Source organism: Streptomyces sp. NPDC003023, from assembly GCF_042888225.1.
GTDB lineage: Bacteria > Actinomycetota > Actinomycetes > Streptomycetales > Streptomycetaceae > Streptomyces.
This window is the reverse complement of record NZ_JBIAPL010000001.1, coordinates 1,227,108-1,253,795: the sequence shown is the minus strand read 5'-3', so window position 1 is coordinate 1,253,795 and position 26,688 is coordinate 1,227,108. Positions and strand designations below refer to the sequence as shown.

27 protein-coding genes are annotated in these 26,688 nt (G+C 72.9%); 22 read left to right on the top strand and 5 right to left on the bottom strand.

Features of this window, described 5'->3' with window-relative positions; genetic code table 11:
- Positions 1-25: 25 nt before the first annotated feature.
- From ACFYV1_RS05275 to ACFYV1_RS05250, 6 genes are all read left to right on the top strand, one after another.
- Complete coding sequence (locus tag ACFYV1_RS05275; RefSeq protein ID WP_389393994.1) at positions 26-1,081, top strand: NAD-dependent epimerase/dehydratase family protein; 1,056 nt, start codon at positions 26-28, stop codon at positions 1,079-1,081.
- Positions 1,075-1,761: a glycosyltransferase family 2 protein gene (locus ACFYV1_RS05270; RefSeq protein WP_389393993.1), complete on the top strand. Its 687-nt coding sequence runs from the start codon at positions 1,075-1,077 to the stop codon at positions 1,759-1,761. The genes ACFYV1_RS05275 and ACFYV1_RS05270 overlap by 7 nt, the downstream gene beginning before the upstream one ends.
- Positions 1,758-2,384: a DUF2064 domain-containing protein gene (locus tag ACFYV1_RS05265; protein WP_389393992.1), complete on the top strand. Its 627-nt coding sequence runs from the start codon at positions 1,758-1,760 to the stop codon at positions 2,382-2,384. Before ACFYV1_RS05270 ends, ACFYV1_RS05265 begins: the two co-directional genes overlap by 4 nt.
- Positions 2,381-3,082, top strand: coding sequence for a class I SAM-dependent methyltransferase (locus ACFYV1_RS05260; RefSeq protein ID WP_389393991.1), 702 nt, complete (start codon positions 2,381-2,383; stop codon positions 3,080-3,082). The genes ACFYV1_RS05265 and ACFYV1_RS05260 overlap by 4 nt, the downstream gene beginning before the upstream one ends.
- A gap of 258 nt (positions 3,083-3,340) precedes the next feature.
- Positions 3,341-3,709, top strand: coding sequence for a hypothetical protein (locus tag ACFYV1_RS05255; protein WP_389393990.1), 369 nt, complete (start codon positions 3,341-3,343; stop codon positions 3,707-3,709).
- Between the two features lie 136 nt (positions 3,710-3,845).
- Positions 3,846-4,136, top strand: a complete 291-nt coding sequence (locus ACFYV1_RS05250) for a hypothetical protein (protein ID WP_389393989.1) — start codon at positions 3,846-3,848, stop codon at positions 4,134-4,136.
- A gap of 95 nt (positions 4,137-4,231) precedes the next feature.
- Here ACFYV1_RS05250 and ACFYV1_RS05245 read toward each other — a convergent pair whose 3' ends face one another.
- On the bottom strand, positions 4,232-5,089 hold the full coding sequence (locus ACFYV1_RS05245) for a helix-turn-helix domain-containing protein (protein ID WP_389393988.1): 858 nt from the start codon (positions 5,087-5,089) through the stop codon (positions 4,232-4,234).
- A 149-nt stretch (positions 5,090-5,238) separates the two neighbouring features.
- Between ACFYV1_RS05245 and ACFYV1_RS05240 the strand changes: the two genes are divergently transcribed.
- From ACFYV1_RS05240 to ACFYV1_RS05220, 5 genes are all read left to right on the top strand, one after another.
- Complete coding sequence (locus tag ACFYV1_RS05240; RefSeq protein WP_389393987.1) at positions 5,239-5,841, top strand: NADPH-dependent FMN reductase; 603 nt, start codon at positions 5,239-5,241, stop codon at positions 5,839-5,841.
- 237 nt (positions 5,842-6,078) lie between these two features.
- Positions 6,079-7,509 carry a glycosyltransferase 87 family protein gene (locus tag ACFYV1_RS05235; protein WP_389393986.1) on the top strand — a complete coding sequence of 477 codons (1,431 nt, stop codon included), beginning with the start codon at positions 6,079-6,081 and terminating at the stop codon, positions 7,507-7,509.
- Positions 7,509-8,804 carry an MFS transporter gene (locus ACFYV1_RS05230; RefSeq protein ID WP_389393985.1) on the top strand — a complete coding sequence of 432 codons (1,296 nt, stop codon included), beginning with the start codon at positions 7,509-7,511 and terminating at the stop codon, positions 8,802-8,804. The genes ACFYV1_RS05235 and ACFYV1_RS05230 overlap by 1 nt, the downstream gene beginning before the upstream one ends.
- Complete coding sequence (locus ACFYV1_RS05225) at positions 8,801-9,973, top strand: anhydro-N-acetylmuramic acid kinase (protein ID WP_389393984.1); 1,173 nt, start codon at positions 8,801-8,803, stop codon at positions 9,971-9,973. Before ACFYV1_RS05230 ends, ACFYV1_RS05225 begins: the two co-directional genes overlap by 4 nt.
- Positions 9,974-9,996: 23 nt before the next feature.
- Entirely contained in the window at positions 9,997-11,904 is a 1,908-nt protein-coding gene (locus ACFYV1_RS05220) for a M64 family metallopeptidase (protein WP_389393983.1), read from the top strand.
- Here ACFYV1_RS05220 and ACFYV1_RS05215 read toward each other — a convergent pair.
- Both ACFYV1_RS05215 and ACFYV1_RS05210 read right to left on the bottom strand, forming a co-directional pair.
- Positions 11,897-12,133 (bottom strand): DUF397 domain-containing protein, encoded by a 237-nt coding sequence (locus ACFYV1_RS05215; protein ID WP_389393982.1) that lies wholly within the window; start codon positions 12,131-12,133, stop codon positions 11,897-11,899. The two genes, ACFYV1_RS05220 and ACFYV1_RS05215, sit on opposite strands and share 8 nt — an antisense overlap.
- A complete protein-coding gene (locus ACFYV1_RS05210; protein ID WP_389393981.1) occupies positions 12,134-12,994 on the bottom strand; it encodes a helix-turn-helix domain-containing protein in 861 nt (286 codons plus the stop codon). It lies immediately after the preceding gene.
- Between the two features lie 127 nt (positions 12,995-13,121).
- On the opposite strand from ACFYV1_RS05210, the gene ACFYV1_RS05205 reads away from it, so the two are divergent.
- The 3 genes from ACFYV1_RS05205 to ACFYV1_RS05195 are packed head-to-tail and all read left to right on the top strand — an operon-like array spanning position 13,122 to position 14,366.
- Positions 13,122-13,610, top strand: coding sequence for an ATP-binding protein (locus ACFYV1_RS05205; RefSeq protein ID WP_389393980.1), 489 nt, complete (start codon positions 13,122-13,124; stop codon positions 13,608-13,610).
- The gene (locus tag ACFYV1_RS05200) at positions 13,604-14,023 is read left to right on the top strand and encodes a hypothetical protein (protein ID WP_389393979.1); all 420 of its coding nucleotides are present in this window, start codon (positions 13,604-13,606) and stop codon (positions 14,021-14,023) included. Before ACFYV1_RS05205 ends, ACFYV1_RS05200 begins: the two co-directional genes overlap by 7 nt.
- A 49-nt stretch (positions 14,024-14,072) precedes the next feature.
- On the top strand, positions 14,073-14,366 hold the full coding sequence (locus tag ACFYV1_RS05195; protein WP_389393978.1) for a hypothetical protein: 294 nt from the start codon (positions 14,073-14,075) through the stop codon (positions 14,364-14,366).
- A 165-nt stretch (positions 14,367-14,531) separates the two neighbouring features.
- Here ACFYV1_RS05195 and ACFYV1_RS05190 read toward each other — a convergent pair whose 3' ends face one another.
- Positions 14,532-15,617: a helix-turn-helix domain-containing protein gene (locus ACFYV1_RS05190; RefSeq protein WP_389393977.1), complete on the bottom strand. Its 1,086-nt coding sequence runs from the start codon at positions 15,615-15,617 to the stop codon at positions 14,532-14,534.
- 249 nt (positions 15,618-15,866) lie between these two features.
- Between ACFYV1_RS05190 and ACFYV1_RS05185 the strand changes: the two genes are divergently transcribed.
- The 7 genes from ACFYV1_RS05185 to ACFYV1_RS05155 all read left to right on the top strand — a co-directional run bounded on the left by ACFYV1_RS05185 (position 15,867) and on the right by ACFYV1_RS05155 (position 23,582).
- On the top strand, positions 15,867-16,514 hold the full coding sequence (locus tag ACFYV1_RS05185; protein WP_389393976.1) for a helix-turn-helix domain-containing protein: 648 nt from the start codon (positions 15,867-15,869) through the stop codon (positions 16,512-16,514).
- A 78-nt stretch (positions 16,515-16,592) separates the two neighbouring features.
- Positions 16,593-17,123 (top strand): toxin-antitoxin system, toxin component, encoded by a 531-nt coding sequence (locus tag ACFYV1_RS05180; RefSeq protein ID WP_389394573.1) that lies wholly within the window; start codon positions 16,593-16,595, stop codon positions 17,121-17,123.
- A gap of 3 nt (positions 17,124-17,126) precedes the next feature.
- Positions 17,127-18,314: an MAB_1171c family putative transporter gene (locus ACFYV1_RS05175; protein WP_389393975.1), complete on the top strand. Its 1,188-nt coding sequence runs from the start codon at positions 17,127-17,129 to the stop codon at positions 18,312-18,314.
- Positions 18,311-19,771: an FAD-dependent monooxygenase gene (locus ACFYV1_RS05170; RefSeq protein ID WP_389393974.1), complete on the top strand. Its 1,461-nt coding sequence runs from the start codon at positions 18,311-18,313 to the stop codon at positions 19,769-19,771. Before ACFYV1_RS05175 ends, ACFYV1_RS05170 begins: the two co-directional genes overlap by 4 nt.
- 54 nt (positions 19,772-19,825) lie before the next feature.
- On the top strand, positions 19,826-21,097 hold the full coding sequence (locus tag ACFYV1_RS05165; RefSeq protein ID WP_389393973.1) for an ROK family protein: 1,272 nt from the start codon (positions 19,826-19,828) through the stop codon (positions 21,095-21,097).
- Positions 21,098-21,335: 238 nt separating this feature from the next.
- Complete coding sequence (locus tag ACFYV1_RS05160; protein WP_389393972.1) at positions 21,336-22,253, top strand: LysR substrate-binding domain-containing protein; 918 nt, start codon at positions 21,336-21,338, stop codon at positions 22,251-22,253.
- A 105-nt stretch (positions 22,254-22,358) separates the two neighbouring features.
- Positions 22,359-23,582, top strand: a complete 1,224-nt coding sequence (locus tag ACFYV1_RS05155; RefSeq protein ID WP_389393971.1) for an acetyl-CoA C-acetyltransferase — start codon at positions 22,359-22,361, stop codon at positions 23,580-23,582.
- A 77-nt stretch (positions 23,583-23,659) separates the two neighbouring features.
- Here ACFYV1_RS05155 and xylB read toward each other — a convergent pair whose 3' ends face one another.
- Positions 23,660-25,144 (bottom strand): xylulokinase, encoded by a 1,485-nt coding sequence (gene xylB / locus ACFYV1_RS05150; RefSeq protein ID WP_389393970.1) that lies wholly within the window; start codon positions 25,142-25,144, stop codon positions 23,660-23,662.
- 168 nt (positions 25,145-25,312) lie between these two features.
- Here xylB and xylA point away from each other — a divergent pair, with 168 nt between their 5' ends.
- Complete coding sequence (gene xylA / locus ACFYV1_RS05145; RefSeq protein ID WP_389393969.1) at positions 25,313-26,482, top strand: xylose isomerase; 1,170 nt, start codon at positions 25,313-25,315, stop codon at positions 26,480-26,482.
- Positions 26,483-26,688: the final 206 nt, after the last annotated feature.

Here is a 26,688-nt window from a genome sequence, read left to right as displayed (position 1 = left end):
GCCGTCCCGTCGTAGCGTCGCGGGCATGCGTGTACTCGTCACAGGTGGCGCGGGCTTCATCGGCTCGCAGATCGTCACGGCGCTCATCGCGCACGGCCATGACCCGGTCGTGCTCGACGCCCTCCTTCCCGCAGTCCATCCCCGGCCCCCGCGACTGCCGGAAGCCGAGTGGATCCACGCGGACGTCCGGGACAAGGCCGCGGTGGTGCACGCGCTGCGCGGCGTGGACGCCGTCTGCCACCAGGCGGCGATGGTCGGCCTGGCCACGGACTTCTCCGACGCTCCCGGCTACGTCAGCTGCAACGACCACGGCACGGCCGTGCTGCTCGCGGCGATGGCGGAGGCAGGGGTCGCTGACCTGGTGCTCGCCGGTTCGATGGTCGTGTACGGCGAGGGCCGCTACGACTGCCGGCGCCACGGCGCGGTGCGTCCCGGGCCGCGTGCCGCGTCCGACCTGGAGGCAGGATGCTTCGAACCGCGGTGCCCCGCCTGCGGCGAGGAACTCGCCCCCGGTCTCGTCGGTGAGGACGCCCCGGCGGACCCGCGCAACGTCTACGCCGCGACCAAGCTCGCGCAGGAGCATCTGACGGCGGCCTGGGCCCGGTCGACCGGCGGACGGGCCGTCGCCCTTCGCTACCACAACGTGTACGGGCCGGGAATGCCGCGCGACACCCCTTACGCGGGCGTGGCGTCCTTCTTCCGGTCCGCGCTGGAACGCGGCGAGGCTCCGCGGGTCTTCGAAGACGGCGGCCAGCGCCGGGACTTCGTCCATGTCCGGGACGTGGCCGAGGCGAACGCGATCGCGCTGGAGGCCGTGCACGGGCGGGCGCCGGGTGCGCTGACCGCGTACAACACGGGAAGCGGTACGCCGCACACCGTCGGCGAGATGGCGACCGCCCTGACCCGCGCGCACGGCGGGCCCGCGCCGGTGGTGACCGGCGGGTTCCGGCTCGGCGACGTACGGCACATCACCGCGGACTCCGCACGTCTGTGCGCCGAGCTGGGCTGGAAGGTCCAGGTCGGATTCGCCGAGGGCATGGCCGAGTTCGCGACGAGCGACCTGCGGGGAGCGGCATGCTGAGCGCGGACATCGTGCTTCCCTGTCTGGACGAGGCGCGGGCACTGCCATGGGTGCTCGCCCGCATCCCGGCCGGCTGGCGGGCGATCGTCGTCGACAACGGCTCGACCGACGGCTCCGCCGAGATCGCCCGCTCGCTGGGGGCGCACGTCGTCGACGAACCGCGACGGGGCTTCGGTGCGGCGTGCCACGCCGGGCTGAACGCGGCGGAGGCGGAGTACGTCTGCTTCTGCGACTGCGACGCGTCGCTGGATCCCGGCCTGCTGACCGGGTTCGTCCGCGAAGTGGCGACCGGCGGCTCGGACATGGTGCTGGGCAGGCGGCGTCCGCAGAGCCGCGGCGTGTGGCCCGCGCACGCACGAGCCGGGAACGCGGCACTCTCCGTCATGCTGCGCCGCCGCACCGGTCTGCGGCTGCACGACCTCGGCCCCATGCGTGCGGCACGCCGCGCCGACCTGCTGGCGCTCGACCTGACCGACCGCCGCAGCGGCTACCCGCTCCAGATGGTGGTCCGGGCCTGTGACGCGGGTATGCGGGTGACGGAGGTGGACGTCCCGTATCTGCCGAGGTCCGGGAAGTCGAAGGTCACGGGCACCTGGCGGGGCACCTGGCAGGCCGTACGGGACATGAGCTCGGTGCTCTCGGAACAGCCTCGCTCCCTGGTCGGCGGTGATGCCCGGTGAACGGAACGCTGCTGGTGATCGCCAAGGCGCCGGTGCCCGGCCGGGTGAAGACCCGTCTCACTCCCGTCCACACGCCCGAGGAGGCCGCCGCCCTTGCGGAGGCCGCGCTGCGGGACACCCTCGACGCGGTGCTCGCCACACCGGCGGGTCGCCGGGTCCTGGTGCTCGACGGCGAACCCGGGGCGTGGCTGCCGGCCGGTGTCGACGTCGTGCCGCAGGGCGGGGGCGGGCTGGACGAGCGGCTGGCGGACGCCTTCGGGCTGTGCACGGGCCCCGCCCTGCTCATCGGCATGGACACACCGCAGGTCACACCCGCACTGCTGCTCCAGGGCCTGGAACTGGCCCCCGGAACGGCGGCGTTCGGCCCGGCGGACGACGGCGGGTTCTGGGCGCTGGGGCTGGCGGAACCGGACGGCCGGCTGGTGCGTGGAGTGCCCATGTCGTCGCCGGACACGGGTGCCGCACAACGGCGGCGGCTGGCCGGGGCCGGGCTCGCGGTGCGTGAACTGCCGGGGCTGCGGGACGTGGACACGCCGGACGACGCCCGTGCGGTGGCCGCTGCCGCGCCGGGCAGCCGGTTCGCCGCGGCGCTGGCCGGCATGTCCGCGGCCGGGGCCCGATGACCGCGCCACCGGCCTGGCAGGCCGACCCGTACACCGACGCCCTGCGCACCGGCCGCGGCCCGCTCTTCCTGCGCCGGACCGACGGCCGGCTGCTGCCGCTGGAGGTGGAACGCTGGTGCGCGGAGCCGGACGCCGCCGACCGAACCGTCCTGTCGCGCAGCCACGGCGCGGTTCTGGACATCGGCTGCGGCCCCGGCCGCCTCGTCGCGGCGCTCGCCGCACGCGGCCGGACCGCGCTCGGCATCGACGTGAGCCCGGAGGCCGTGGCCCGCACGATACGCACCGGCGGCAGCGCCCTGCGCCGGTCGGTGTTCGATCCGCTGCCGAGAGAGGGCCACTGGAACACGGCGCTGCTGATGGACGGCAACGTCGGCATCGGCGGGGACCCGCGCGCACTGCTCGCCCGTGTCGCCCGGCTCGTCGCCCCCGACGGTGTGCTGCTCGCGGAGACCGCGCCGCCCGACGTGGACGAGCGCGTCCGGGTCCGGGTGTTCGACGGCATCGCGGCGCAGGGCACGGCGTTCCCGTGGGCACGGGTGGGGCCGGAGGCACTGCTGCGGTACGCGGGCGCGGCGGGGTGGTCCCTGCGGGACGCGTGGGAGGTGGGGGCGCGGCGGTTCGTGGCACTGGGGTGCATCGGGAGCCACGGGGCGGCGGGCGAGCCGGTCGGCGGACCGGCTCGCCGGCTGCCCCGCTGATCACTGGCCGGCCGGCTCGCCGGCTCACTGCTGTCCGGCGGCCCGGCTGTCCAGCAGCCCGGCGGCCCGGCTGTCCGGCGGCCCGGCTGTCGCTCTCCCCGGCCGGCACGTCGGCCGGGTGCGGGCACGAACGAGGAGACGGGATACCGGACAATGACCTTGGTCCCGCGGCGGCACCAGGCAGTGGCAGCGCGCGGGGAGACGAATGGATCACCCTGCTCGCCGGTCCGACGGCGGCGGGACGGAAATGGAGCCGTGATGGACCAGCAGCACTTTACGGAGATCGTCTCGTTCCTCGAGGACCGCCTCCGGCCCCTCTTCGATCCCGAGAACGGCAGCGACCACGGCTTCGGCATGGACGACACCTCCCGTGCCCTTCGCGCGCTGCGCGGCACGATCTCCGGCGCGGGAGCCGTGAACGGGATCTGCGAGCAGCGCGCCACGGCGGACGTCGAGTTGCGGCGCGTCATCGACCAGACGCTGGCGCTCAACTGGGACCAGCTCGTCGGTCTCGCCCGGCACTGGGAGGACCACCCCGACTTCCGGCCGGCGTTCAAGCGTGGCTCCTGGGACTTCGACGCCGAGCCGTCCGCCGCGACCGGCGGAAGCGGCGCGCCGCAGGGCTGACACGTACATCGGGGGCGCGGCGTTTGTTCCGTCCGTTCACGAGAGCCCCGGCAGTCGGCAGACGCGGCCGGCGGTCTCCTTGCCGGGGCCCGGTCCTCGGCCTCCTCGTGTGCGACGATGCCTGCCGGGAGGCGGGATGCAGTACGTGGCGTGGGGGGTGTTCTTCGCGGTCGGCATGGCCGTGGCGGGGAGCGGGGTGGTCGAGCTGCTCACCGGCTGGATTCATCCCTGGGAGCGTGCGAACGTCGTGCGGCCCGTTCCTCATGGGGTCGGTCAGATCCTGACGGGCAGCGGTCTGGGCTCCTTCGCCGCCCTCTTGGCCTTCGCTCCTGTCGGACAGACGCTGAAGGCACTCCTCGCGGCGTGTGCCGGCCTGTTCCTCACCGGGACGCTGCTGCTGGTCGTGTCCCGGCTCCCGGACCGCTGAGGCCTCCCGTCCTGATCGGGCCGGGGGCGCGCGTCCGGCACACCGCCACCGCCGGGGCGCGCGGCCGGACCTCGGGCCTGCGCGCCGGGGCGGCGTCACCCGGCCGGGACCGCCCGCAGGGCTCCCGGCCGCCGACCCGCCAGCGCGTCGAGCGCCGCGGACGTCGACGCGTCCGCCGGCAGGTGGATCAGCAGGCGCTGGTCGTCGTCCGCCGGGAGGTCCAGCGTCTCGTAGTCGAGCCGCAGTTCGCCCGCCTGCGGGTGCGACACCCGTGTCACGCCGCTCGGTCGCGGCAGGCCCGGCAGCGTCTCCACCCGGTCGGTGAAGGCAGCGCCCGCCGTGACGGTCAGTTCGTCCGCCAGCGCCGCGATGTGCGGGTCGGAGCGGAACGGTCCCTGTTTGAGGGAGACGACCTGTTCGTCGGCGACGCGCTCCCAGTCGGGGTAGACCGCACGCGCACGTTCGTCGGTGAGCACGAAGCGGGCCAGGTTGGGCGGGGTGCCGTCGAGCAGGCCGAGGGGCCGGGCCAGCCGCTCGTACCCCTGTGTCCAGGCGAGCAGTTCACCGACCCTGTTGACCAGCACCGCGGGGGTGGGCTCGAGCCGGTCGAGCAGGGCCAGCACGGTGGGGCGGACGTCGCGCATGGGGGCGGCCGCCCCCATGCAGTTGAACTGTCCGTCGCCGGCCTTCGTCAGCCGGTGCATGTGGATGCGTTCGCCCGGCGTGAGCCGCAGCGCGTCGGCCAGCGCGGAGAGCACGGACGCGGAGGGCCGCCGGTCCCGGCCCTGTTCGAGCCGGGTCACGTACTCGACGCTCACGCCGGCCAGGGTCGCCAGTTCCGACCGGCGCAGGCCCGGTGTACGACGGCGGGGGCCGGCGGGCAGCCCGACATCCGCGGGCGAGACGGCCTCGCGGCGCGTGCGCAGGAACAGGCCCAGTTCGTTGTCGCTCACCGTTCGAACGTAACAGCCCGGCGCGACCGGATCGTGGCCCTGCCACTACCAGTCTCGGCCCGGTCTCCCTCGGCCCTGGTCCCGGCGGCAGATTGGAGGCCGAGCGGCACCGCGCCAGGGCCGCCACTCGTTTGAAGTGGAGTGCGTACATGTCCGAGAAGAACCTCCGCCTCGCAGTGATCACCGGCAGTGTCAGGCAGGGCCGCTTCGGGCCGGTGGTCACCCGGTGGTTCACCGAACAGGCCGAACTGCACGGCCAGTTCACGGTTGATCCGGTCGATCTGGCGGACACCCCGCTGCCGCTGGACCTGCCGCCGCTGCCCCCGGCACTGCAGCCGGAGATGGACCGGCCCGCACAGATGGCGGGACTGACCCGCTCGATCGCGGCCGCCGACGCGATCGTGGTGGTGACACCGGACTACAACCGCAGTTTCCCGGCGTCGCTGAAGGCCGCCATCGACTGGCACTACACGGAGTGGCAGGCGAAGCCGATCGGCTTCGTCGGGTACAGCGGCGGCAGCGGCGGTCTGCTCGCCATCGAGCAACTGCGCCAAGTATTCGGCGAGTTGCACGCACACACGGTGCGCGACGTGGTCTCGTTCCCCCGCTACTACGAGCTGTTCGCACCCGACGGCACGCTCATCGACCCCGAGGGCCCCGGCGGCGCCGCGAAGACGATGCTCGACCAGTTGCTCTGGTGGGGTTCGGTGCTGCGCGACGCCCGTCGCGACCGCCCGTACGGCGCGGCCTGAACCCCCCGCCCGTACGGCACCGCCTGACGCGGCCCGCCTGCCCGCCGGTTGCCGCGCCGCCCCCACGCCCCGCGCAGTCGGCGGCCGGACGTTGATCGGTGGTCCGATCCTCCTGGTCCTCATGTCCTCCATCAGACCGCCGCGGGGCGTCCGGCAGGGGGATTCGACACCTTACGGAACGCTGACGTCAGAGGGCCGCTCCCCCGCTCGGACCGTGGCTGCTGACAGGCTGGCGCCGTGATCAACTCGCGCTCACTCATCGCCGGCGGCCTGCTCACGGCCCTGACCGCGGTGCTCGCCGTCACCGTCCTCAAGGACGGCTACGTCACCGATCCCGGTGGCCTCTCCTGGTTGTACGCCGCCTGCTGGGCGTTGTTCGCCGCGGCGGTGTTCGCCCTCCGCCGGGCTCCGGTGCGGCACGCGGTGGTGCTGATCCTGGCGGGTGGTGTCGCGGTCGCCGCGACCGGGCTGCTCGGCCCGCCGCGCACCAGCACCGACATGTACCGGTACGCCTGGGACGGCAGGGTGCAGGCCGAGGGGATCTCCCCGTACGACCACGCGCCCTCCGATCCGGAGCTCGCCGGTCTCCGCGACGACTGGCTGTTCCCGCGGGGCGCCGGGTGCGAGGTGCCCGAGCGGGCCCGGATCGCGGGGCCGGAGGGCGAGGCGCACTGCACCCGGATCAACCGGCCGGGTGTCCACACGATCTATCCGCCGGTCGCTCAGGGGTACTTCCTGGTGGTGCACGCCGTGTCGCCGGACGGCGTGCGGCACAAGGCCCTGCAGACGGGCGGGGCACTGCTGGCGGTGGGCACCACGGTGGCCCTGGTACTGGTGCTGCGCCGGCGCGGCGACCCGCGGACGGCCGCCTACTGGGCGTGGTGCCCCGCCGTGCCGCTGGAAGCGGTGAACAACGCGCATGTGGACGTGCTCGGGGTGCTGCCGGCGGTCGTCGGGCTCGCCGTGGTGGTCCGTGCGCGCTTCGAGGGGGGTGTGCTGCTCGGCGCGGCGGTCGCCACGAAACTGCTGCCGGCGGTGGTGCTGCCGGGGGTGCTCTCGGGGGTGCGGCGGTGGCGGGACGCGGCGGCTGTGCTGCTGCCCGCGGCTGCGGTCGTGGCGCTGACGTACCTGCCGCACATCCTACTGTCGGACGGGTCCGTGCTCGGGTATCTGAGCGGCTACACGGCGGAGGAGGGGTACGACGACCCGTCGGCCCGCAACCGGTACGCGCTGCTGAGGCTGGTGCTGCCCGACGCGTGGGCGCTGCCCGCCGCGGTGGTGGTGATCGTGGCCGTCGTGGCGCATGTGCTGTGGCGCGGTGACCCGGAACGCCCCTGGCGGGGAGCGTTGTCGGTGACCGGTACGGCGTTCCTGCTGATGACGCCCGGGTACTCGTGGTACGCGCTGCTGCTGGTGGCGCTGGTCGCGCTCGACGGCCGGTGGGAGTGGCTCGGCGTCGCGGCGGCGGGAGCGGCCAAGTACGTGTCCGTGCACCTGGACGCCGACGGGGGGACGGTGGGCACGACCGCCTACGCGCTCGCGGCCGTCGCGGTGTTCACCGGCTGGATCACGCGCCGCTCGCGCGGCGGGGACGCACCGGACGCCGCGGGGCCCGCCGTGGAGCGGATCGGTGCGTCCGGGCGTGTCGCGGTGGGCAGGAATGAGTGATGACGACTTCCGCCGCACGGTCAGAGGCCTCACCCGTCCGCTCCCGCCGCGCGCTGCTGGCCGGTTCGGTCGGCAACTTCGTCGAGTGGTACGAGTTCGGTGTCTACGGGTACTTCGCCACGATCATCGCCGCGAACTTCTTCACGCCGGAGGGCGGCAGCGACGTCGAGGCCCTGGTGAAGACGTACGCGTCGTTCGCGCTCGCATTCTTCTTCCGGCCGATCGGCGCCGCGCTGTTCGGCCGTGTCGGTGACCGGATCGGGCGGCGGCCGACGCTGATCCTGGTCATCACTCTGATGACGCTGGCCACCGCGCTGATCGGTCTGCTGCCCACGTACGCCACGGTGGGTGCCGCCGCCCCGTGGCTGCTCACCCTGCTGCGGATTCTCCAGGGCCTGTCCGCCGGAGGGGAGTTCGGCGGTGCCGTGTCGCTGATGACGGAGTTCGCGCCGCCCGGCAGACGTGGCCTGTACGGGGCGTGGCAGTCGTTCACCGTGGCGCTCGGGCTCCTCGGCGGCGCGGGGGTGGCGGCGCTGCTGGCGACCGTGCTCTCCGCGGGGGCGCTGAACGACTGGGGATGGCGGCTGCCGTTCCTGCTGACCCTGCCGCTCGGCGGCGTCGCCCTGTGGCTGCGGCTGCGGCTCGAGGAGACGCCCGTCTTCCGCGAGGCGGACGCCGAGCCGGCCGCCCCGCCGCCCACCGCGGAGGTGGTCCGGGCGATCCTGCTGGGAGCGGGACGCATCATGGGCTGGGCCGCGGCGGGCTACACGTTCCTGGTGGTGCTGCCCTCGTATCTGCAGTCCGCCCTGAACGCCTCGTTCCAGGAGGCGCTGGTCGCCACCGTGCTGGCGAACCTGGGCTTCGCGGCGTCGATCATCCCGGCCGGTCTGGTGAGCGACCGGGTCGGCCGGCGCACGGTGATGCTGACCGGCGCGGTCCTCGTCGTGCTTCTGTCGCTGCCGCTGATGAACCTCCTGCAGGACGGCGGTACTCCGACGGCCGTCAAGGGGCTCGCCGTCTTCGCCGCCGGTGCGGTGGTGGGTCTGCTGGCGGGGCCGGGGCCCGCGATGCTCGCCGAGATGTTCCCGACCTCGGTCCGCTGCACGGGTCTGGGTCTCGCGTACTCGCTGTCGAACGCCGTCTTCTCCGGATGCGCGGGGCTCGTCATCACCGAACTGGTCAAGCGCACGAACGACGTCGACATTCCCGCCTACTACGCGGCCGCGACCTGCGCGGTCAGCGTGTTCGCTCTGCTGACGCTGCGCGGCGACGACCATCGCAGGGCGCTGCGGTGAGGGTCGTGGGGCTGATGTCGGGGACGTCGTACGACGCGATCGACGCGGCGGCCGCCGACATCGTCCTCGAGGACGGCACGCTGTCCGTGACCCCCCTCGGCATGATCAGCGAGAGGTACGGCGAGGGGCTGCGGGCGGCGCTGGCCGGTGCGCTGCCGCCCGCGACGACCACACTGGCCGAGGTGTGCCGCCTCGACACCTGCATCGGGCAGGCGTTCGCGGCGGCCGCCGTGCGGGCGGACCGGGAACTGTGCGCGGGTCGCGCCGAGTTGACGGCTTCGCACGGGCAGACGGTGTATCACTGGGCCGAGGAGGGCCGGGTGCACGGCACGCTGCAGCTGGGGCAGCCCGCGTGGATCGCGGAGGCGACGGGCCGCCCGGTGGTGTCGGACTTCCGGCCGCGGGACGTCGCGGCGGGCGGTCAGGGCGCGCCGCTGGTGAGTCTGGTGGATCTGCTGTGGCTGCGCGGCCGGCCGGGGGTGCCTGCGGCGCTCAACCTGGGCGGGATCGCCAATGTCACAGTGGCGGGCGGGCCGGGCGACCCGGTCGCCTTCGACACGGGCCCGGCGAACGCGCTGATCGACGCGGCGGTCGTGCAACTGACGGGTGGCCGGCTCGCGTACGACGAGGACGGCGCGCTCGCGGCGGCGGGACGGGTGCACGAGCCGCTGCTGGAGCGGCTGCTGGCGGAGCCGTACTACCGGCTGCCGCCTCCGAAGACCACGGGCAAGGAGCTCTTCCACGCGGGTCGTCTGAGCGCCGCGCTGGCCGGGCTGGGCGGACCCCAGCCGTCGGACGTCGTCGCGACGCTCACCCTGCTGACCGCGCGGACCGTCGCGGACGCGCTCCGGCCGCTGAAGGTGAGCGAGGTCGTCGCGTCGGGCGGAGGTACGCGCAACCCGGCGCTGATGGCGGCGCTCCGCGCCGAGCTGGGCCGGACCCCGCTGCGCACGTCGGACGAGCTGGGGGTGCCGGCCGCGGCGAAGGAGGCGTACGCCTTCGCGGTGCTCGGTTTCCTGACCGTGCACGGGCTGGCCGGCACGGTGCCGGCGTGCACCGGAGCCCGCGAGGCACGCGTCCTCGGGTCGATCACTCCCGGCAACCGTCCCCTGCGACTCCCGTCCCCCTCGGATCACACGGTCAACTCCCTCCTCTTTACTCACCGTTGATGGTGGTCGTACGCTGCATCACCATGACCTCAGCCGGTTCGTCCAGCCGCCGGGCGGCGCTGTTCGCCACCGCGGGCGCCGTCCTGACCGCTTTCGTCCTGGGTACGGCGACCCCTTCGGCGGGCGCCGAAGCGGATGTCACCGAGGCGGCGGCCGTCGTGCCCGTGCAGACGACGGGGCCGGCGGAGAAGCGGTTCAATCTCGTGGTGCTCGGCGACGGGTACACGGCGGAGGAGATGCCCGCCTTCCGGGCGGACGTCGAGAAGCACATGAACGTGCTCTGGTCGACGGAGCCGTTCGCGTCGTACCGCTCGTACATCAACGTGTGGGCCGTCGAACTGCCCTCCGCCGAGTCCGGCGTCGACTGCGATCCGGGCCTCGACGCCCCGCGCCGGGACACGCCCCTGGACATGGGCTTCTGGGGCGGCTGCGATCCCGGCAGCGTGCAGCGGCTGCTCACCGTGGACAGCGGCGCGGCCTCCGCGCTCGCCGACCTGGTACCCGGCACCGTGAGCGGCAACCGGCAGATCGTGGCTCTGGCCAACAGCGACACGTACGGCGGCGCGGGCGGCACGTACGCCACCGCGTCCGGCGGCAACGCGCTGTCGTCCCTGATCACGCCGCACGAGATCGGGCACTCGCTGGGAAGGCTGCAGGACGAGTACGACTACTACACCAGGGGCGTGCCGGGCGGCACGTACTCCGGCGGTGAACCGGCCTCCGCGCACCACACGCTGCTCACCGAGGACCGGATGAGGCAGCAGAAGGCCAAGTGGTGGCGCTGGCTCGGCGAGGAGAGCGTGTCGGGCGGGGTGATCGGCCGTCACGAGGGCGGCATGTACAGCACCAAGGGCGTGTGGCGGCCGAGCAGCCACTCGATGATGAAGACCCTCGGCTATCCCTTCGACCAGGTCGAACGGGAGATCATGGTGCAGAAGATCTCCGCCAAGGTGAACCTCGTCGCCGACCACACGCCGAACTCCGCCGCCGTCGGTGACGACCGCACGGTGTGGGTGGACACGCTGCATCCGGTCGGCGGCGCGCTCGACGTCGTCTGGCGGCTGGACGGCCGGCGGCTTCACGGGGCGGGTGACGCGCGCTTCGTCGATCTGCGCCGCATCGGCATGCGGCCGGGCACGCACACGCTGACGGCGACCGTCACGGACCCCACGCCGTTCGTGCGCGACCCGGCGATCCGCGGGTCATCCGCGCTGACCCGTACCGTGAGCTGGACCGTCGACACCTCCGTGACCACTCCCCCGGACAAGGTGGAGCCCGCGTTCACCGGCCACACGCCCACCGGTTCTCCGGTCGGAGCGGAGTCGGTCGTGCACGCGGACACCACCCACCCGGCGGATCGCCGCCTCGCGGTGCGCTGGACGCTCGACGGAAGGCCGGTGACCGACCCGGGCAACGACCGGGACCTGGACCTGGGCGCGTTGCGCCTGCGGCCCGGCTCCCACGAGCTGACGGCGCGCATCCCGGGCACGGCCGCCTCGCTGACCTGGACCGTGGACGCGTCGGCGGCGAAGGGCTCGTACGAACTGTCGGAGCCGCTGCGCACGGTCCGCAGGCCGGGCCGGCCCGTGGAGTACGTGTACGACGGTCCGTTCACGATGGGGCTGACCGCCCGCGACGACCGCGAGGGCCATGTGGTGAGCGAGTTCCGGGTCGACGGCGACGGCTGGCAGACGTACTACGGCTGGCCGACCGACGCCGACGCGCCCTACCGCTTCACTCCGCGGGGCACGGTGATCGACGATCTGGTGTACGGCAAGCTCGGCACTCCCCGGGTGGTCCCGTGGGACGACGCCACGCCCGACTACGGCACCCACACGATCGAGTACCGGACGATCGACTCGGCCGGGAACGTGTCCGGCGCGAAGAGTTTCCTGGTGACGCTGCTGCCCCCGCGGCAGCAGGTCAGTTGACCAGGAAGTCCGCCTTGCCGGCCTTCGCTCCCTCTATGAACGCCTCGATCTCGCCGGAGGTGTAGATCAGGGCGGGTCCGTCGGGATCGGCGGACTGGCGCACGGCGACCCTTCCGTCGGCCAGCTTCATGGCCTCGAAGCAGTTGCCGCCGTTGCCGCCGCTCCAGGGTTTGTGCCAGCCGTCCTCGCCCAGCTCCGCGGCGGGCATGCCGTTGTATATGCGGTCCATTCACAGCTCCTTGCGGAGATCGTCGAGGATCTCCTTCGTGCGTTGTACGGTCGCGGCCTGTGCCGCCATGCGGTCCATGACCTCGAGGTGCGTGGCGACCTCGGGACGCGCGTCGAGATAGACGGCTCCGGTCAGGTACTCGCTGTAGACCATGTCCGGGAGCTCGGGCACGGCGAACCGGAAGAGGACGAACGGCCCGTACGTGCCTGGGTGGTGGCCGGCCGAGAACTCGGCGATCTGCAGGGTGACGTTCGGCAGCCGGGCATCGTCGAGCAGCCGCTCGATCTGGCCCTTCATCACACCCGGCCCGCCGACGGGACGGCGGAGCACCGTCTCGTCCATGATCACCCAGAGTCTCGGGGCGTCCGGCCGGGTCAGCAGGGACTGGCGCTCCATGCGCAGCGCCACGTGCCGTTCGATGTCCTCCGGGTCGGTGTGTCCGATCGCCCCGCCGAGCATGATCGCTCTGGCGTACTCCTCGGTCTGCAGCAGACCGGGCACGAAGTGCGGTTCATACGCACGGATGAGGCTTGCGGCACCCTCCAGGCTGACGTACATGCTGAACCAGCCCGGCAGGACGTCATGGAAACGTTGCCACCAGCCGGGTTTGTTGGCCTCTTCGGCCAGTTCCACGAAGCCTCGTGCCTCTTCGTCGCCGATTCCGTAGGCGCCGAGCAGCAGTTGGACGTAGGGGATCTTCAGCGCGACCTCGGCGGTCTCCATCCTGCGGATGGTGCCGGGGGCGACGCGGAGCACCTTCGCCGCTTCCTCGCGTCTGAGACCGGCGCGCTCCCGCAGATCCTGCAGGCGTTTGCCGAGGACGACCTGCCCCACCGTGGGGGCGGACCGCGGTTCACTCACTTCGAGACCTCCCCACGTGCTGTTGGTGCGAGCAGTGTGCCACGGCCCCCCAACGATGAATATGCCCACTCTGCAATTTTCATAGTGGGGGTTGCCAATGTGGCCACTGCAGCGGGAGAGTGGTCGTGTGAACCGTGACGTGCTCGCCCCCGAGGTCCCGGACTCCCGCGCGAGGGCCGAACTCACCCGGTATTCCTTCGAGTTGCCGGCACGCGTCGAGCAGGTCCCGCGGGCCAGAAAGCTGGCCTCCACCCGGCTGGAGAGCTGGGGCGTCGGCGAAGACCCTCGGGCCACGGCACTGCTGGTCGTCTCCGAGCTGTTCACCAACGCCATCGTTCACACCGACGGCCATCTGGTCGCCTGCGAACTGCGCACCGATGCCGAGCGATTGCGCATCACCGTCCAGGACCAGGGCTGCGCCGCCACCGGGCCCCGCGTCTGCCACGGAGCACAGGGCGAGCGCGGCCGCGGGCTGCTGCTCGTCGAGGCGGTGAGCTGCGCCTGGGGCACGTTCGACGCCACGGCGGGATCGGGCCGCGTCGTCTGGGCGGAACTTCCGTACACACCCCTCCCACCGTTCGACGCCGGGGCGCCGGTTCCGGAGCGGCCGTGCTGAGGGACCTGGCACCGCTCCGCTCCCGGGGCGTACGTCACGACCACGCGAACCGCCTCACCCGGCTCACCGTTCCCTCCTCGCTCTCCACCGACCTGGGATGCGACGCGGTCGGCGTCCCCGCCCGCTTCGGATTCCGTCTGCTCGGCAGGATGCCCCGCACCGGCTGCGTCTTCGCGGACAGCGCATGGTGGTGGTGGATCGTTCCCGCCGGCTCCGACCTGGGGCTGAGCTGGCCACTTCCCTCCCACTACGCCGACGGGGCCAGGGTGCCCGCGACCGGGGCCCGGCTGGTCCGCGCGCCGCACGGCCCGAGCCCGTACACACCGCCGATCCCGCTCTACCTGATGGTCTGCCAGCTCACCGGAACCACCCCGCGGTGGCCGGTGGGCGCCGGCGGCCCGGCACGAGGCTGAGACGATCCCACCCGACCACGGGCGCTGCCGCCGGGATAGGCTTCTTCGCATGTCAGAAGCGAATACGGATCCCGAACGGCAGGGCCTCACACCTCGTCAGGCCCGCGGTGTACGGATAGCACTGTCGGCCGCGATCATGGTCGCGGTGGCCGCCACTCTGGTGCTGCGCCTCGGCAGCACCCATTCGGTGCTCACCGTGGCCTTCTACGGCATCGCGCTGATCTTCTCCGGCAGCGCCCTCGTCCTCAGCCGCGCGGGCCGTACACGGTGGGCCACTCTGACGCTGGGCGTCGGCGTGGCGGTGGCCGTCGTCGCCGAGTGGGCCGTCGCCTCGATGCGCTGAGCGCACGCCGTCGGCCCCATCCGGTACGCGGCCACTGCCGTGCCGTGGCGGTACGGCCGCTGCTCCGGGCCCGGGCACGGCACCGCCGCTGCTGCCGACGACGCCGCCGCCGCCGCCGATAAGCGGACGTGCCCCCTGCCGCGGTGTGCGTCGAGTCGGCCGCCGTCAGCCGCCGGACACCGCTCGCAGGTGGGTCTTGCCCCGGCGCACACCGGGCGCGCCGGCCGAGTGGTTCTCGCGCAGCACCAGCGTGATGCGCGTGTATCCCTTGTCCTGCAAGGTCGCCGGGGTCTCGTCGATGACCCTGCAGTCCGTGCGGCCCCACCGCGGATCCGGGTGGTTCACGGGCCGTACGGCTCCGTCGTGGTGGATCGCGGGGGCGCCCACCGAGCTCATCCAGTACTGCAGACCGCACCGGTACGCGACGTCCATGATCGGGTCGTCGGCGATGTCGTCACGAATGGCCTGAAGCACACCGTCGTCGCCGTGTTTGTCGAGAGCCGCCGCCAACTGCGCCATGAGGGGCAGGCACCAGCTGGTCTCGTGCTCGCCGAGCACGGTGCGCGCGTCCGGGTGGAACAGCACGAACCGCAGGAAGTTCCGGTCCGGCATGGCGGTGGGGTGCGGTCCGATGCCACGGAACAGGGCATCGAAGGCGGGGTTGGTGTGGGCGACGTCCCAGTGCCGGTCGAAGAGCACGGAGGGCAGCGGCACCGCGTCCATCATCGTGGCGTAGTCGCGCAGGTAGGCCAGCGTCCCGGGGTCCACGGGTCCGTCCGGCGGTGACGACGGCCGCGACTGCGGATCGGGCGGACGCACGGGTACCGGCGGCGGCACGGGCACCGGGGGGCGGGACGGAACGGGGCGGCGCACCGGCCGCGACGGCGGTACCGGTCCCGAGGGCCGCAGGGGCGTGTCCCCGGCCCCGGCGGGGCGCTGCGCGGGAGTGCCACGGTCCGCGGCGAGCCGCAGCAACCGCCCGCCCTGCTGGTCGTTCAGCTCCAGGGCGTCGATCAGGGCGATGAGCGTGTCCTCGGACCACTCGCGGCCGGGAGTCCGCTCCCAGGTGGCGTAGGTGTAGGCGGTGACGCCGAGACGGGCGGCGATCTCCTCGAGGCTCAGGTCGAGTTCCTCCCGGCGCCGTTTGAGCGCGTCGCCGAGGCGTTTCGTACGGGCGGCGGCCCGCGCGGTGGCCAGAGGGCTCTGGCGCCCGTGGACACCCCGGCGTTCGACGCCCGCCTCATGTGTCATCGAGAACGCCACCCTTCTCGGAGCCTCTCGCAAATCCCGCTGCGACAGCACCCTTTGGATCTTCACACCGCGTGGTGATCCTGCTACCGCGAACAAGGGGATGTCAACTATCGTGGCATTCCTCGCCGCTGAGCGCTCAAATCGCGCCACAGCTGTGGCAAGACCTTGGCTGCCATGACCTGAATAGGGTTAACTTCCGGCAGCCTCACAGGATGCGGGGCTACCTCGCGTGATCTAGGAGACCTACTGGTGACAGACGGCTTCTCGGTTCCGGGTCCGACGGCCACAGGCCCTCTGGCGGCATCGATTGCCCGGGTCGCCGAGCTCGCGGACAGGCTCGGAATGAGCCACACAGAGGTTTTCGACGTCCAGCGGCTCTCCGAGGCGTCGGGCGTTCCCGCAGAGGTGGTGCGCGCCCTTCTCGACGGCCGCCGGGCGGGCGAACCCGACCTCCAGGCACGCTTCCTGCAACGCTTCGACCTGCTGCGACGCACCCGGCTCAAGACCAACGGCCGCCGGTACACGCAGCAGGAGATAGCCGACGGAGCGGGCATGTCCCGGCAGCAGGCGGGTGCGCTCATCAACGGCGACCGCCGGCCGACCATGGAGCACTGTGACGCGATTCAGCGCTTCTTCAAGGTGCACGCCGGCTTTCTGACCGCCGACGACGCCGACGCTCTCGACAGCGCCCTGCAGCGCACCGAGCAGAACCTGCTCCAGGACTACGCGGGCGACGGCGACCCGCTGGAGCGGCTGCTGCAGGACCATGGTGTGCGCGGCATCGCCTGGCGTGCGGCCCAACTGCCCACCGACAAGCACCGGGACAAGGTGACCGAGTGGCTCGACATGCTCCTGGAGAGCGTGAAGCCGGCTACGGATCCGTCCACGGAGCCCTGATTTCCGGACAGGCTTGGATTTGTACGTGTCTCAACAGGTTCTGACGGGGAGAGGAGAGCGGTGAGCATAGGCAAAGAGATGCGCCGGCTGTGCGGCGAGCTGGTCGGCGGTATCGATCTCCCCGCTCCGGCAGAGCCCACCGACCTTTACACCGCCCTCTGCAGGGGCATGAGCAGACACCGGGGCAGGCCCGTGCGCTACCGCATGGCGTCCTTCCCGCCGGGCACCGCCAGCGGGCTGTGGCTCGACATGGCGGAGCAGGACCTCATCGTCATCGAGGAGCGCACGGCACCCGACCACCAACTGGTGATTCTCGGCCATGAGCTGTGGCACATGAAGGCCGGGCACTGCAGCCACCACGTCGAGGGCGCGGCCGTGGCCGCACGGCTCCTCTCCGACGAGGCCGATCTGCAGGCGACGGTCCTCAAGGTCGCCGCACGCACCAGGTTCGACCAGGCGGAGGAGAACGAGGCAGAGAGCTTCGGCCTGCTCCTCGGCAGCAAGTGCCGCGCCTGGCTGGCCGGTTCGAACGGCCGCGGGCCGGTCAGGCGCGACGGTCTCGCGGGCCGCATCGAGGCGTCCCTGGGATACCGCGGGCCACAGGGCTGAGGCGTGGACGGTCCGGACTACTACATACCCGCGGCAGCCCTGGGAATCGCACTCGCCTTCAAGATCCCGGGGATGCGGCGCGACTGGCGCGACCCGCTCCTGCGGTCGGTCTGCGCCCTGCTGGTCCTCGGCGCGGGCACGTTCTTCTTCGCCGCGCCACCCACCATCGCCGCGGTCAACCGCGTCGCAGGCATCCCCAACTTCTCCGCGCCGCTGGTCTACTGCATCCTCTCCGCGTTCAGCGCGTCCTGCCTGGTGCTCCTCGTCAACTGGCGCGGCGGGCCGCCGGAGGAGACCCGCCGGATCTCGCTGCGCTGGATGGCCGCCTACAGCATGGTGGTCGTGGCGCTCGTCGTCCTCTTCGCACTGGGCGACGCGCCCGTGGAGCGGCTGCGGGACCTGGACACGTACTACGCCGGGACGCCCTTCATCCGGGAGATGATCGCGCTCTACCTCGCCGCCCACAGCGTCGCCGCCGTGGGCATGACCGTGCTGTGCTGGCGCTGGTCGCTGAAGGTACGCGGCTGGCTGCGCGGCGGACTGGTCACCATCGTCGTCGGCTCGCTGTTCAACCTGGCCTACGGCGTCAGCAAGTCGTCCGCCGTGGCCGCCCGCTGGGCCGGGCACGACTGGGACTTCCTGTCCACCCTGGCCGCGCCGCCACTCGCCTCCCTGGGCGCGCTGCTCAGTGCCGTCGGCTTCATCCTGCCGCTCGCCGGTCAGCGCCTGTCGGACAACTGGCACGCCTGGGCCGCCTACCGGCGCCTCGGCACACTCTGGCGCGAACTGCGCTCCAGCGCCCCGCAGGGCACGCCCTCCGTGCAGATCTCGCTGTTCTCGCCGGTCGAACTGCGCGTCACACAGCGGGAGTCCGACATCCACGACGGGATGCTGCAGCTCGACCCGTACTTCGACCGCGCCCTGCGCGAGGAGTCCTACGAGCAGGCCGTGGCCGACGGAGCCGACGCGCGGCAGGCCCACGCGGTGGCGGACGCCGCGATGGTCACCGCGGCCCTGCGGGCCAGGGCCGCCGACCCCGAGGGCCAGATCATCAAGTCGGCGGAGTCCTACACCTCCACGACAGCGGCGGGACCACGCGATCTGGTGCGCATGTCCCTCGCACTGCGTCATTCACCCGTCGTCGAAGCAGCGCGCACGCGTGCGGCCAGGTCAGAGAGCGGCACCCTATGAGCAGCGAGCCCTTGAGCAGCGACCCCATCAGAACCTCGCGGGGCACGAGCCGCAGAGCCGTCGTGATCGGCGGTGGCCTGGCCGGCATGCTGGCCGCCGGTGTCCTGCGCGAGTACGTCGAGGAAGTCATCGTCGTCGAGCGCGACGTCCTTCCCGACGGACCGCGCTCGCGCAAGAGCCTCCCGCAGGCGCACCACGCCCACCTGCTGTGGTCCGGCGGGGCGCGGGCGATCGAGACGCTCCTGCCGGGCACGACGGACCGCTGGCTCGCCGCGGGCGGCCGCCGGATCGCCCTGCCGACCGGGCTGGTGTCGATGTCCGCGCACGGCTGGTTCCGGCGCTTCCCCGAGATGCAGTTCCTCGTCGCCTGCAGCCGGGACCTGCTCGACTGGGTCGTGAGGGAGCAGGTGCTGGCCCACCCCCGTGTCACCGTCCTCGAGAGCACCGAACTCCTGGGGCTCCACGGAGCCGGCGGACGGGTTCGTGGCGTACGGGTACGCGGCGACGCCGACGGCGAGCGGCTGCTCCCCGCCGACCTGGTGATCGACGCGAGCGGACGTGGTTCCCGGGCCCCGGAGTGGCTGCGGGCCCTGGGTGTGGACGAGGTCCGCGAGGAGAAGGTCGACTCGGGACTCGCGTACGCCAGCAGGATCTTCCGCGCGCCGGAGGGCTCCGAGGAGTACCCGGTCGTCAACGTGCAGGCGGACGCACGCGAGCCGCGGCCCGGCTGCACGGCCACGATCGTGCCCATCGAGGACCGACGCTGGCTGGTGACGCTGTCCGGCACGCGCGGCGGGCAGCCGACGAACGCCGCCGACGAGTTCGAGGACTTCGCCCGCTCCGTCAGGCACCCCGTCGTCGCCGACCTGATCGCCCACGCGCAGCCCCTGACGGACGTCGTCGTCTCACGCAGCACCGTCAACCGGCGGCGTTACTACGAGAAGGTCCGCAACTGGCCGGAGGGGTTCGTCGCCGTCGGCGACTCGGTGGCCACGTACAACCCCGTCTACGGGCACGGGATGTCGGTCGCCGCACAGGGCGTCCTCGCGCTGCGCCGGGCGCTGGCCGCACACGGCGTGACCTCCCCCGGTCTCGCCCGCCGGGTGCAGCGGTCGCTCGGCGGCCCGGTCGGCACGGCCTGGGACCTGGCCACCGGGCAGGACATCCTCTACCCCGGCGCGATCGGCAGGGAGCCGGGCGCCGCGGCCCAGGTGCTGCGGACCTACGTCGACCGGCTGATGCTGACCGCGACAGGACGGCCGCTCGTCGCCAAGGCGCTGTTCGACGTGATGACGCTGTCCGCGCCGACGAGTTCGCTGCTGAAACCGGAGATCGCGATGGCAGTGCTGCGCGGACCCAAACTGGGCCCGCTCGCCGGTCCGCCGCTCAGCGACGACGAACTGCGCATCGCGAAGGAGCCGCGCGGTGAACGCGAGGCGGACCCGGCGGACGCGTGACGCGCGCCCGCGACGAGGGCCGTGCGACGACCATCCCATAGGCTCTGCGGCAATATGAACGGCAACCAAACTGGCACCACCCGCACCGGGCCCGGCCGCCGGACCCCGCTCGGCCCGAAGGCCGACCGGGAGTCCGTGCGCAGGCACAACCTCAGTCTGGTGCTGCGGGCGGTCCGCGACCAGGTCGAGGCCACCCGCGCCGGGGTCGCCGCCCGCGTGGGACTGACCCGCGCCGCCGTCTCCTCGCTGGTCGAGCAGTTGCTCGAGAGCGGCTTCCTGTCCGAGTCGGGCAAGACGTTCAGCGGCCAGGCGGGCCGGCCCGGCACGGTCCTCAAGGTCGCGCGCACCGGCGTCGCGGGCATCGGCGTCGAGATCAACGTCGACTACGTGTCGGTGTGCGTCGTCGACCTCGCCGGCACCGACCGGGTGCGGCTCGTCGAGCACCTGGACAACCGAGGTGCCGCACCGGCCGAGGTGTTCGGCCGCGCCGCCCGGATCGCGGCGCGAGCGCTGACCTCCTCCACGGAGCAGGAACTGCGGCCGGTCGGCGCCGAGCTCGCGCTGCCGGGCCTGGTCGCCGGCGGCGCGGTCCTCCAGGCGCCCAACCTCGGCTGGACCGCGGTTTCGGCGGAGGCACCCTTCGCCGACGCGCTGGCCGCGCTGCTGCCCGGGGAGCCCGCGCTGCCGGTGCGCTCCGACAACGAGGCGAACCTGGCGGCGCTCGCCGAGCTGTGGTTCGGCGGCCTCGGCGACGTACGCAGTTTCCTCTATCTGACCGGCGAGATCGGTGTCGGCGGCGCGCTGGTGCTGGGCGGCGAACTGCTGCGCGGGGCGAACGGGTTCGCCGGTGAGATCGGCCATGTGTCCGTCTCGGACAACGGCCCGCTGTGCCGGTGCGGGGCACGCGGATGCCTCGAGCAGTACGCCGGCCAGGCCGCGCTGCTGCGCGCGGCCGGACTCGACGAGTTCGCCGGCGCGGCGGGCGTGACCGAGCTGGAGCGCCGTGCGCGCGCCGGCGAGCCGGTCGCGCTGGAGGCCCTGGCCGGTGCGGGGCGGGCACTCGGCCGCGCGCTGTCCGGCGCGGTGAACCTCTTCGACCCGGACGCGGTCGTGCTGGGGGGCATCTACCGTCCGCTGCTGCCATGGCTGGCGCCGCCGGCGGGGGCGGAGCTGGCCACCCGCGTGGTCTCCGGCCTGTGGCCCGCGGAGGGCGCCCGGCTGCGGGGTTCGTCCCCCGCGGCGGACGCGGCGCGGGGCGCGGCGGCCCTCGTCGTCCAGGACGTCCTGGCGGACCCGGTCGCCTACGCGCCGCGCGCCGCGCGCTGATCGGCCTCCGCTCGCGTACTGGGGCGAGGCCCGAAGAGGTGTGGACTCCGGGTTCGGCAAGATTCGTGTGCCGGGTTCGGCGACGGTCCATGGTGCCGGATTCGGCGACAGGTCCGTGGTGCTCATGCCGCCGACAGGCATTGATTACCTTCCGACACCGAATTACGGTCACATTGAGACGTCAAGCCGAACAGACCGGCGATCACCCCGAGACCGGGCGGAACAGAACGGGACGGCCGTGGAACTGCGCCACCTGACCTCCTTCCTCGCGGTCGCCGAGGAGCTGCACTTCGGCCGGGCCGCCAAGCGTCTCAGGATGGCGCAGCCGCCCCTCAGCCAGCAGATCCGTCAACTCGAGCGCGAGCTCGGCGTGCAGCTGTTCGAGCGCAGCACCCGCTCGGTGCGGTTGACGAGCGCGGGCCGGTGCTTCCTCGAGCCGGTGCGCACGGTCCTGGCCGATCTGGACATCGCCGTACGGATCGCGAAGGCGGCGGGCCAGGGAGAGTACGGGCGGGTCACCGTGGGCTTCGCCGGCGCCTCGTCGCACGACACCCTGCCGCTCCTCACCCGGGCGGTGCGGGCCGCCCACCCCGGCCTGGAACTCGTGCTGCACGGTCAGACGTACGCCGATGTCGCCCTGGCCAAGGTCGCGGACGGCTCCCTCGACCTCGGCTTCGTACGGATGCCGGCCCGGCGGCCCGGGGTCGAGACCCGGGTGATCGGCGAGGAGGAGCTGCTGTGCGCGCTCCCGCAGGATCACCCCCTCGCGGCCCGGGAGCGGATCCCGCTCGCCGATCTGGCCGCCGAACCGTTCGTCACCTTCCCCGCCGACGCCGGTTCCACGGTGCGCGACGCCACCGTCCGGGCCTGCGAGGACGCCGGCTTCCGGCCGCGGATCGTGCAGGAGGCGCCGGACTCGTACACGATCCTGGCGCTGGTGGCCGCGGGCGTCGGGGTGACCCTCACCCTCTCCTCCTGTCTGCACATCCAGCAGACGGGCCTGGCGCACCGGCCGCTCACCGGCCCCCCGGCCCGACTCCGGGCGGCGCTGGCCTGGCGACCCGACAACCCGTCGGCCGCGCTGCGCAGCGTGCTGGCGGTGGCCGCCGAGGCGCTGCCCACGCCGCCGGGAACGGATCCCGCCCACCGGGATTGAGTGGCCCGGCGTCTCAATCAGTCCTCGATCACGTATTGGACCGCCCTGGTCGGCCGGTGGAAGGGTCGGGGACGCATCGTCCGCCCGTATCAGAAAGGCCATGACATGTCCGGTCAGCCCGATGTCGTCATCTGCGAACCGCTCCGCACCCCCATCGGAAGGTTCGGCGGCGCCCTGGCGGGTCTGCGGCCCGCCGCGCTCGCCGCGCATGTGATCGCGGAGGTCGTACGCCGCACGGGCATCGATCCCGAGCGGGTCGACGAGGTGATCCTCGGACACGCCTATCCGACGTCCGACGCCCCGGCGATCGGCCGGGTGGCGGCCCTGGACGCCGGTCTCCCCGCGTCGGTGACAGGTGTGCAGATCGACCGCCGCTGCGGTTCCGGCCTCCAGGCGGTGCTGGACGCGGCGATGCAGATCCGGGCCGGTTTCAGCGATGTGGTGATCGCCGGCGGTGTCGATGTGATGAGCGCCGCCCCTTACTACACGCACGACGGCCGCTGGGGCATCAAGGGCCCCGGACTGCAGCTGCACGACTCGCTGGCGCGCGGCAGGGTGACGGCGGGCGGCGTCAACCACCCGGTGCCCGGCGGCATGATCGAGACCGCCGAGAACCTGCGGCGCGAGTTCAAGATCAGCCGTGCGGACCAGGATGCTCTCGCGCTGCGCTCCCAGCAGCGGGCCGGACGGGCCGTGGAGACCGGGCTGTTCGCCGAGGAGATCGTGCCCGTACCCGTGCGCACCAGGAAGGGCGAGACGCTGGTCTCGGCGGACGAGCACCCGCGTCCCGACACCACGGCGGAGAAGCTGGCCTCGCTGCGGCCCATGACCCTCGGGGCCGACCCGGACGCGACGGTCACCGCGGGCAACGCCAGCGGCCAGAACGACGCGGCCGCCGCCGCCCTGGTGACGAGCGCGGAGACAGCCCGCCGGCTCGGGCTGACGCCGATGGTGCGGCTGGTCTCCTTCGCCAGGGCGGGCGTGCCGGCGGCGACCATGGGGATCGGCCCGGTGCCCGCCACCAGGGCGGCCCTGGAGCGCGCCGGTCTCGGGCTCGCGGACCTGGACCTCATCGAGATGAACGAGGCCTTCGCCGCCCAGGTCCTCGCCTGCACCCGTGAGCTCGGCCTGACCGAGGCCGACCACGAGCGGATCAACGTCAACGGGTCGGGCATCTCGCTGGGGCACCCGGTGGGCGCCACCGGCGGCCGCATCCTGGCCACCCTGGCCCACGAGATGCGCCGCCGCGAGGCCCGCTACGGGCTCGAAACCATGTGCATCGGCGGCGGGCAGGGCCTGGCCGCGGTCTTCGAGCACGTCACGGGCTGACCCGCGGGCACGGCCTGACCGCCGTCTTCGAGCACGTCACGGGCTGACCCGCGGGGCGTCCTGGCCCGTGGGCCGTCTCACCCCAGCAGGGTCCCGCTCGCACGCCCCAGCACCGACGACACCCGCTCCCAGGTCTCCATGTCCCTGTCGACCGCGGGCAGTTCCGTCCCGGCCCCGGACTCCCACCCGGCCGCCAGCGCCACCGCGTCCTGGCCGGTCGCCGCCGCAGCGGCCAGTGCGGCCGCGCCGAGGGCGACCAACTCGCCGCTCGAGGGGATGAGGAGCGGGCGGCCGGAGAGGCGGCGGACGGTCTCCACCCAGTGGCGGCCGTTCGCCCCGCCGCCGACGAGCCTCAGCGGCCGCGCCGTCGTCTCCGGCGCGGCCGGATCCTGACCGCAGGCGCGCATGACCTCGTCGAGGGCGAGCAGGACGGTCACGGCGGCGCCCTCGTACGCCGCGCCGAGGATCTGCTGCCGGGTCGTCGTGTGCCGCAGCCCCGTCAGCAGGCCGGAGGCGCCCGGCAGGTCGGGGGTCCGCTCGCCGTCGAGGTACGGCAGGAGGACCACCTCGCCGCCCGCCTCCGCGGCCTCCCGGTCCAACCCAAGCAGGGAGGCCACCTTGTCGACGGCGAGCGTGCAGTTGAGGGTGCAGGCCAGCGGCAGATAGGTGCCGTCCGCCGCGGCGAACCCGGCGAGCGACGCGGATGCGGGGCGCGTCCGGGTGGCGGCGAACACCGTGCCCGACGTGCCGAGGCTGAGCACCGGGTGGTCGAGGAGTCCGGCCCCACCGAGGCCGAGTCCGACAGCGGCGGCCATGTTGTCGCCGGTGCCGGCGGCGACCGCGATCCCGGCGGGGAGGCCGAGCCGGCCGGCGGCCGCCGCGCTGAGCGAGCCGACCCGCGTGCCGCCGGTGGGGGCGACGGGTGGCAGCAGTGCGGCGTCGAGGCCGACGAGGTCGAGCAGGACGGGGTCGTACGACCCGGTCGCGGTCGAGTACCAGCAGGTGCCGGAGGCGTCACCGGGGTCGGTGGCGGCGACGCCCGCGAGGCGCTCGGTGAGGAAGTCGTGCGGCAGGCGGACCGCAGCCGCCGCGTCGGCCACGGCGGGCTCGTTCTCCCGCAGCCACTGCCATTTGGCGGCCGTCATGGAGGCGACGGGCACGGAGCCGGTCCGGGCGGTCCAGGCGTCGGGGCCGCCGAGCGCCTCGGTGAGGGCGGCGGCCTGCGGCGCGGAACGGGTGTCGTTCCACAGCAGGGCCGGCCGCAGGGGTGCGCCGGCCCGGTCGAGAACGACGAGCCCGTGCTGCTGTCCGGCGACCGCGATCCCGGTGACGGCCGACGCGTCGACGCCGAGTCCGCCCAGTTCCTTGAGGCCGGTGGCGACGGCCTCCGCGAGGGCCTGCCACCACACCTCGGGGTCGGTCTCCCGCGCACCCGCTTCGCCGCTGACGCGGTGGGGGGCCCTGCCGACGGCGAGGAGCTGCCCGGTCTCGGCGTCGGTGAACGCCGCCTTGGTGGACTGGGTGGAGCTGTCCACCCCGATGACGACCGCGTTCGTCGGCATTGCCCGCACCTCTCATCAGCCCTTGCCCGGCCCATTTGACCGAACGGAGAACAAATTACGCCACGCGCTCGCGCGACAACAGGGCTCAGGGGGCTTCTGTGATCAGGGGTCGGTGTGCATTATTAGTAAAGACAGAAAACAAACCAGTGATCCAAGGCGGACATGGCCATGACGGAACGCTTCACCCCCACCCCCGAGGACAAGTTCAGCTTCGGCCTCTGGACGGTCGGCTGGCAGGGCAGGGACCCGTTCGGGGACGCGACCCGGCCGCATCTGGACCCCGCGGAGTCCGTCCGGCGGCTCGCCGAACTCGGCGCGTACGGTGTGACCTTCCACGACGACGACCTGATCCCCTTCGGTGCGGGCGCGACCGAGCGGGAGTCGCACATCAAGCGATTCCGCCAGGCGCTGGACGCCACCGGCCTCGTCGTACCGATGGCGACCACCAACCTCTTCACGCACCCGGTCTTCAAGGACGGCGGCTTCACGGCCAACGACCGTGACGTCCGCCGCTACGCGCTGCGCAAGACCATCCGCAACATCGACCTCGCCGCCGAGCTCGGCGCGCAGACGTACGTCGCCTGGGGCGGCCGCGAGGGCGCCGAGTCCGGCGCGGCCAAGGACGTGCGCGTCGCGCTGGACCGGATGAAGGAAGCCTTCGACCTGCTGGGCGAGTACGTCACCGAGCAGGGATACGACCTCCGCTTCGCCATCGAGCCCAAGCCGAACGAGCCGCGCGGCGACATCCTGCTCCCGACCGTCGGCCACGCGCTGGCGTTCATCGAGCGACTGGAGCGGCCGGAACTGTACGGCGTGAACCCGGAGGTCGGCCACGAGCAGATGGCCGGGCTCAACTTCACCCACTCCATCGCGCAGGCGCTGTGGGCGGGCAAGCTCTTCCACATCGACCTGAACGGCCAGAACGGCATCAAGTACGACCAGGACCTGCGCTTCGGGGCAGGCGACCTGCGCTCCGCGTTCTGGCTGGTCGACCTGCTCGAGACGGCGGGGTACGAAGGGCCGCGGCACTTCGACTTCAAGCCGCCGCGGACCGAGGACTTCGACGGTGTGTGGGAGTCCGCGTCCGGCTGCATGCGCAACTACCTGATCCTCAAGGAGCGGGCCGCGGCGTTCCGTGCCGACCCCGAGGTCCAGGAGTCGCTGCGGGCCTCGCGCCTCGACGAGCTGGCACGCCCGACGGCCGAGGACGGACTGGCGGCGCTGCGGGCGGACCGGTCCGCGTTCGAGGACTTCGACGTGGACTCGGCGGCCGAGCGCGGTATGGCCTTCGAGCGTCTCGACCAGCTGGCGATGGACCACCTTCTCGGGGCGCGCTGACGCCGCACGGTGTTGCCCGCCCCCGTCGCGGTGGCGGGCCGCACGGCTACGGCGTCACGGGCCAGGGGGGTGGTTCAGGGGCGAGGGTTCGCGGCGGCCGGCTTCACGGCTGGGGCGTTCGATGGCCGGCGCGTCCGGGTCGCGGCGTCGTGCCGTCCGGCCGGCGCGTGGCGGGCCGCTCAGAGCGGATCGGGCGGCCCGTAGGC

Bases quoted from the DNA above. Each gene is read 5' to 3' on its own strand.
- ACFYV1_RS05215 (WP_389393982.1), bottom strand. From the start codon at position 12,133: ATGGACCGCATATACAACGGCATGCCCGCCGCGGAGCTGGGCGAGGAC.
- ACFYV1_RS05220 (WP_389393983.1), top strand. From the start codon at position 9,997: ATGACCTCAGCCGGTTCGTCCAGCCGCCGGGCGGCGCTGTTCGCCACC.
- ACFYV1_RS05165 (WP_389393973.1), top strand. From the start codon at position 19,826: ATGAACGGCAACCAAACTGGCACCACCCGCACCGGGCCCGGCCGCCGG.
- ACFYV1_RS05255 (WP_389393990.1), top strand. From the start codon at position 3,341: ATGGACCAGCAGCACTTTACGGAGATCGTCTCGTTCCTCGAGGACCGC.
- ACFYV1_RS05180 (WP_389394573.1), top strand. From the start codon at position 16,593: ATGCGCCGGCTGTGCGGCGAGCTGGTCGGCGGTATCGATCTCCCCGCT.
- ACFYV1_RS05260 (WP_389393991.1), top strand. From the start codon at position 2,381: ATGACCGCGCCACCGGCCTGGCAGGCCGACCCGTACACCGACGCCCTG.
- xylB (WP_389393970.1), bottom strand. From the start codon at position 25,144: ATGCCGACGAACGCGGTCGTCATCGGGGTGGACAGCTCCACCCAGTCC.
- xylA (WP_389393969.1), top strand. From the start codon at position 25,313: ATGACGGAACGCTTCACCCCCACCCCCGAGGACAAGTTCAGCTTCGGC.
- ACFYV1_RS05275 (WP_389393994.1), top strand. From the start codon at position 26: ATGCGTGTACTCGTCACAGGTGGCGCGGGCTTCATCGGCTCGCAGATC.
- ACFYV1_RS05240 (WP_389393987.1), top strand. From the start codon at position 5,239: ATGTCCGAGAAGAACCTCCGCCTCGCAGTGATCACCGGCAGTGTCAGG.
- ACFYV1_RS05270 (WP_389393993.1), top strand. From the start codon at position 1,075: ATGCTGAGCGCGGACATCGTGCTTCCCTGTCTGGACGAGGCGCGGGCA.
- ACFYV1_RS05155 (WP_389393971.1), top strand. From the start codon at position 22,359: ATGTCCGGTCAGCCCGATGTCGTCATCTGCGAACCGCTCCGCACCCCC.
- ACFYV1_RS05195 (WP_389393978.1), top strand. From the start codon at position 14,073: ATGTCAGAAGCGAATACGGATCCCGAACGGCAGGGCCTCACACCTCGT.
- ACFYV1_RS05170 (WP_389393974.1), top strand. From the start codon at position 18,311: ATGAGCAGCGAGCCCTTGAGCAGCGACCCCATCAGAACCTCGCGGGGC.
- ACFYV1_RS05230 (WP_389393985.1), top strand. From the start codon at position 7,509: ATGACGACTTCCGCCGCACGGTCAGAGGCCTCACCCGTCCGCTCCCGC.
- ACFYV1_RS05250 (WP_389393989.1), top strand. From the start codon at position 3,846: ATGCAGTACGTGGCGTGGGGGGTGTTCTTCGCGGTCGGCATGGCCGTG.
- ACFYV1_RS05190 (WP_389393977.1), bottom strand. From the start codon at position 15,617: ATGACACATGAGGCGGGCGTCGAACGCCGGGGTGTCCACGGGCGCCAG.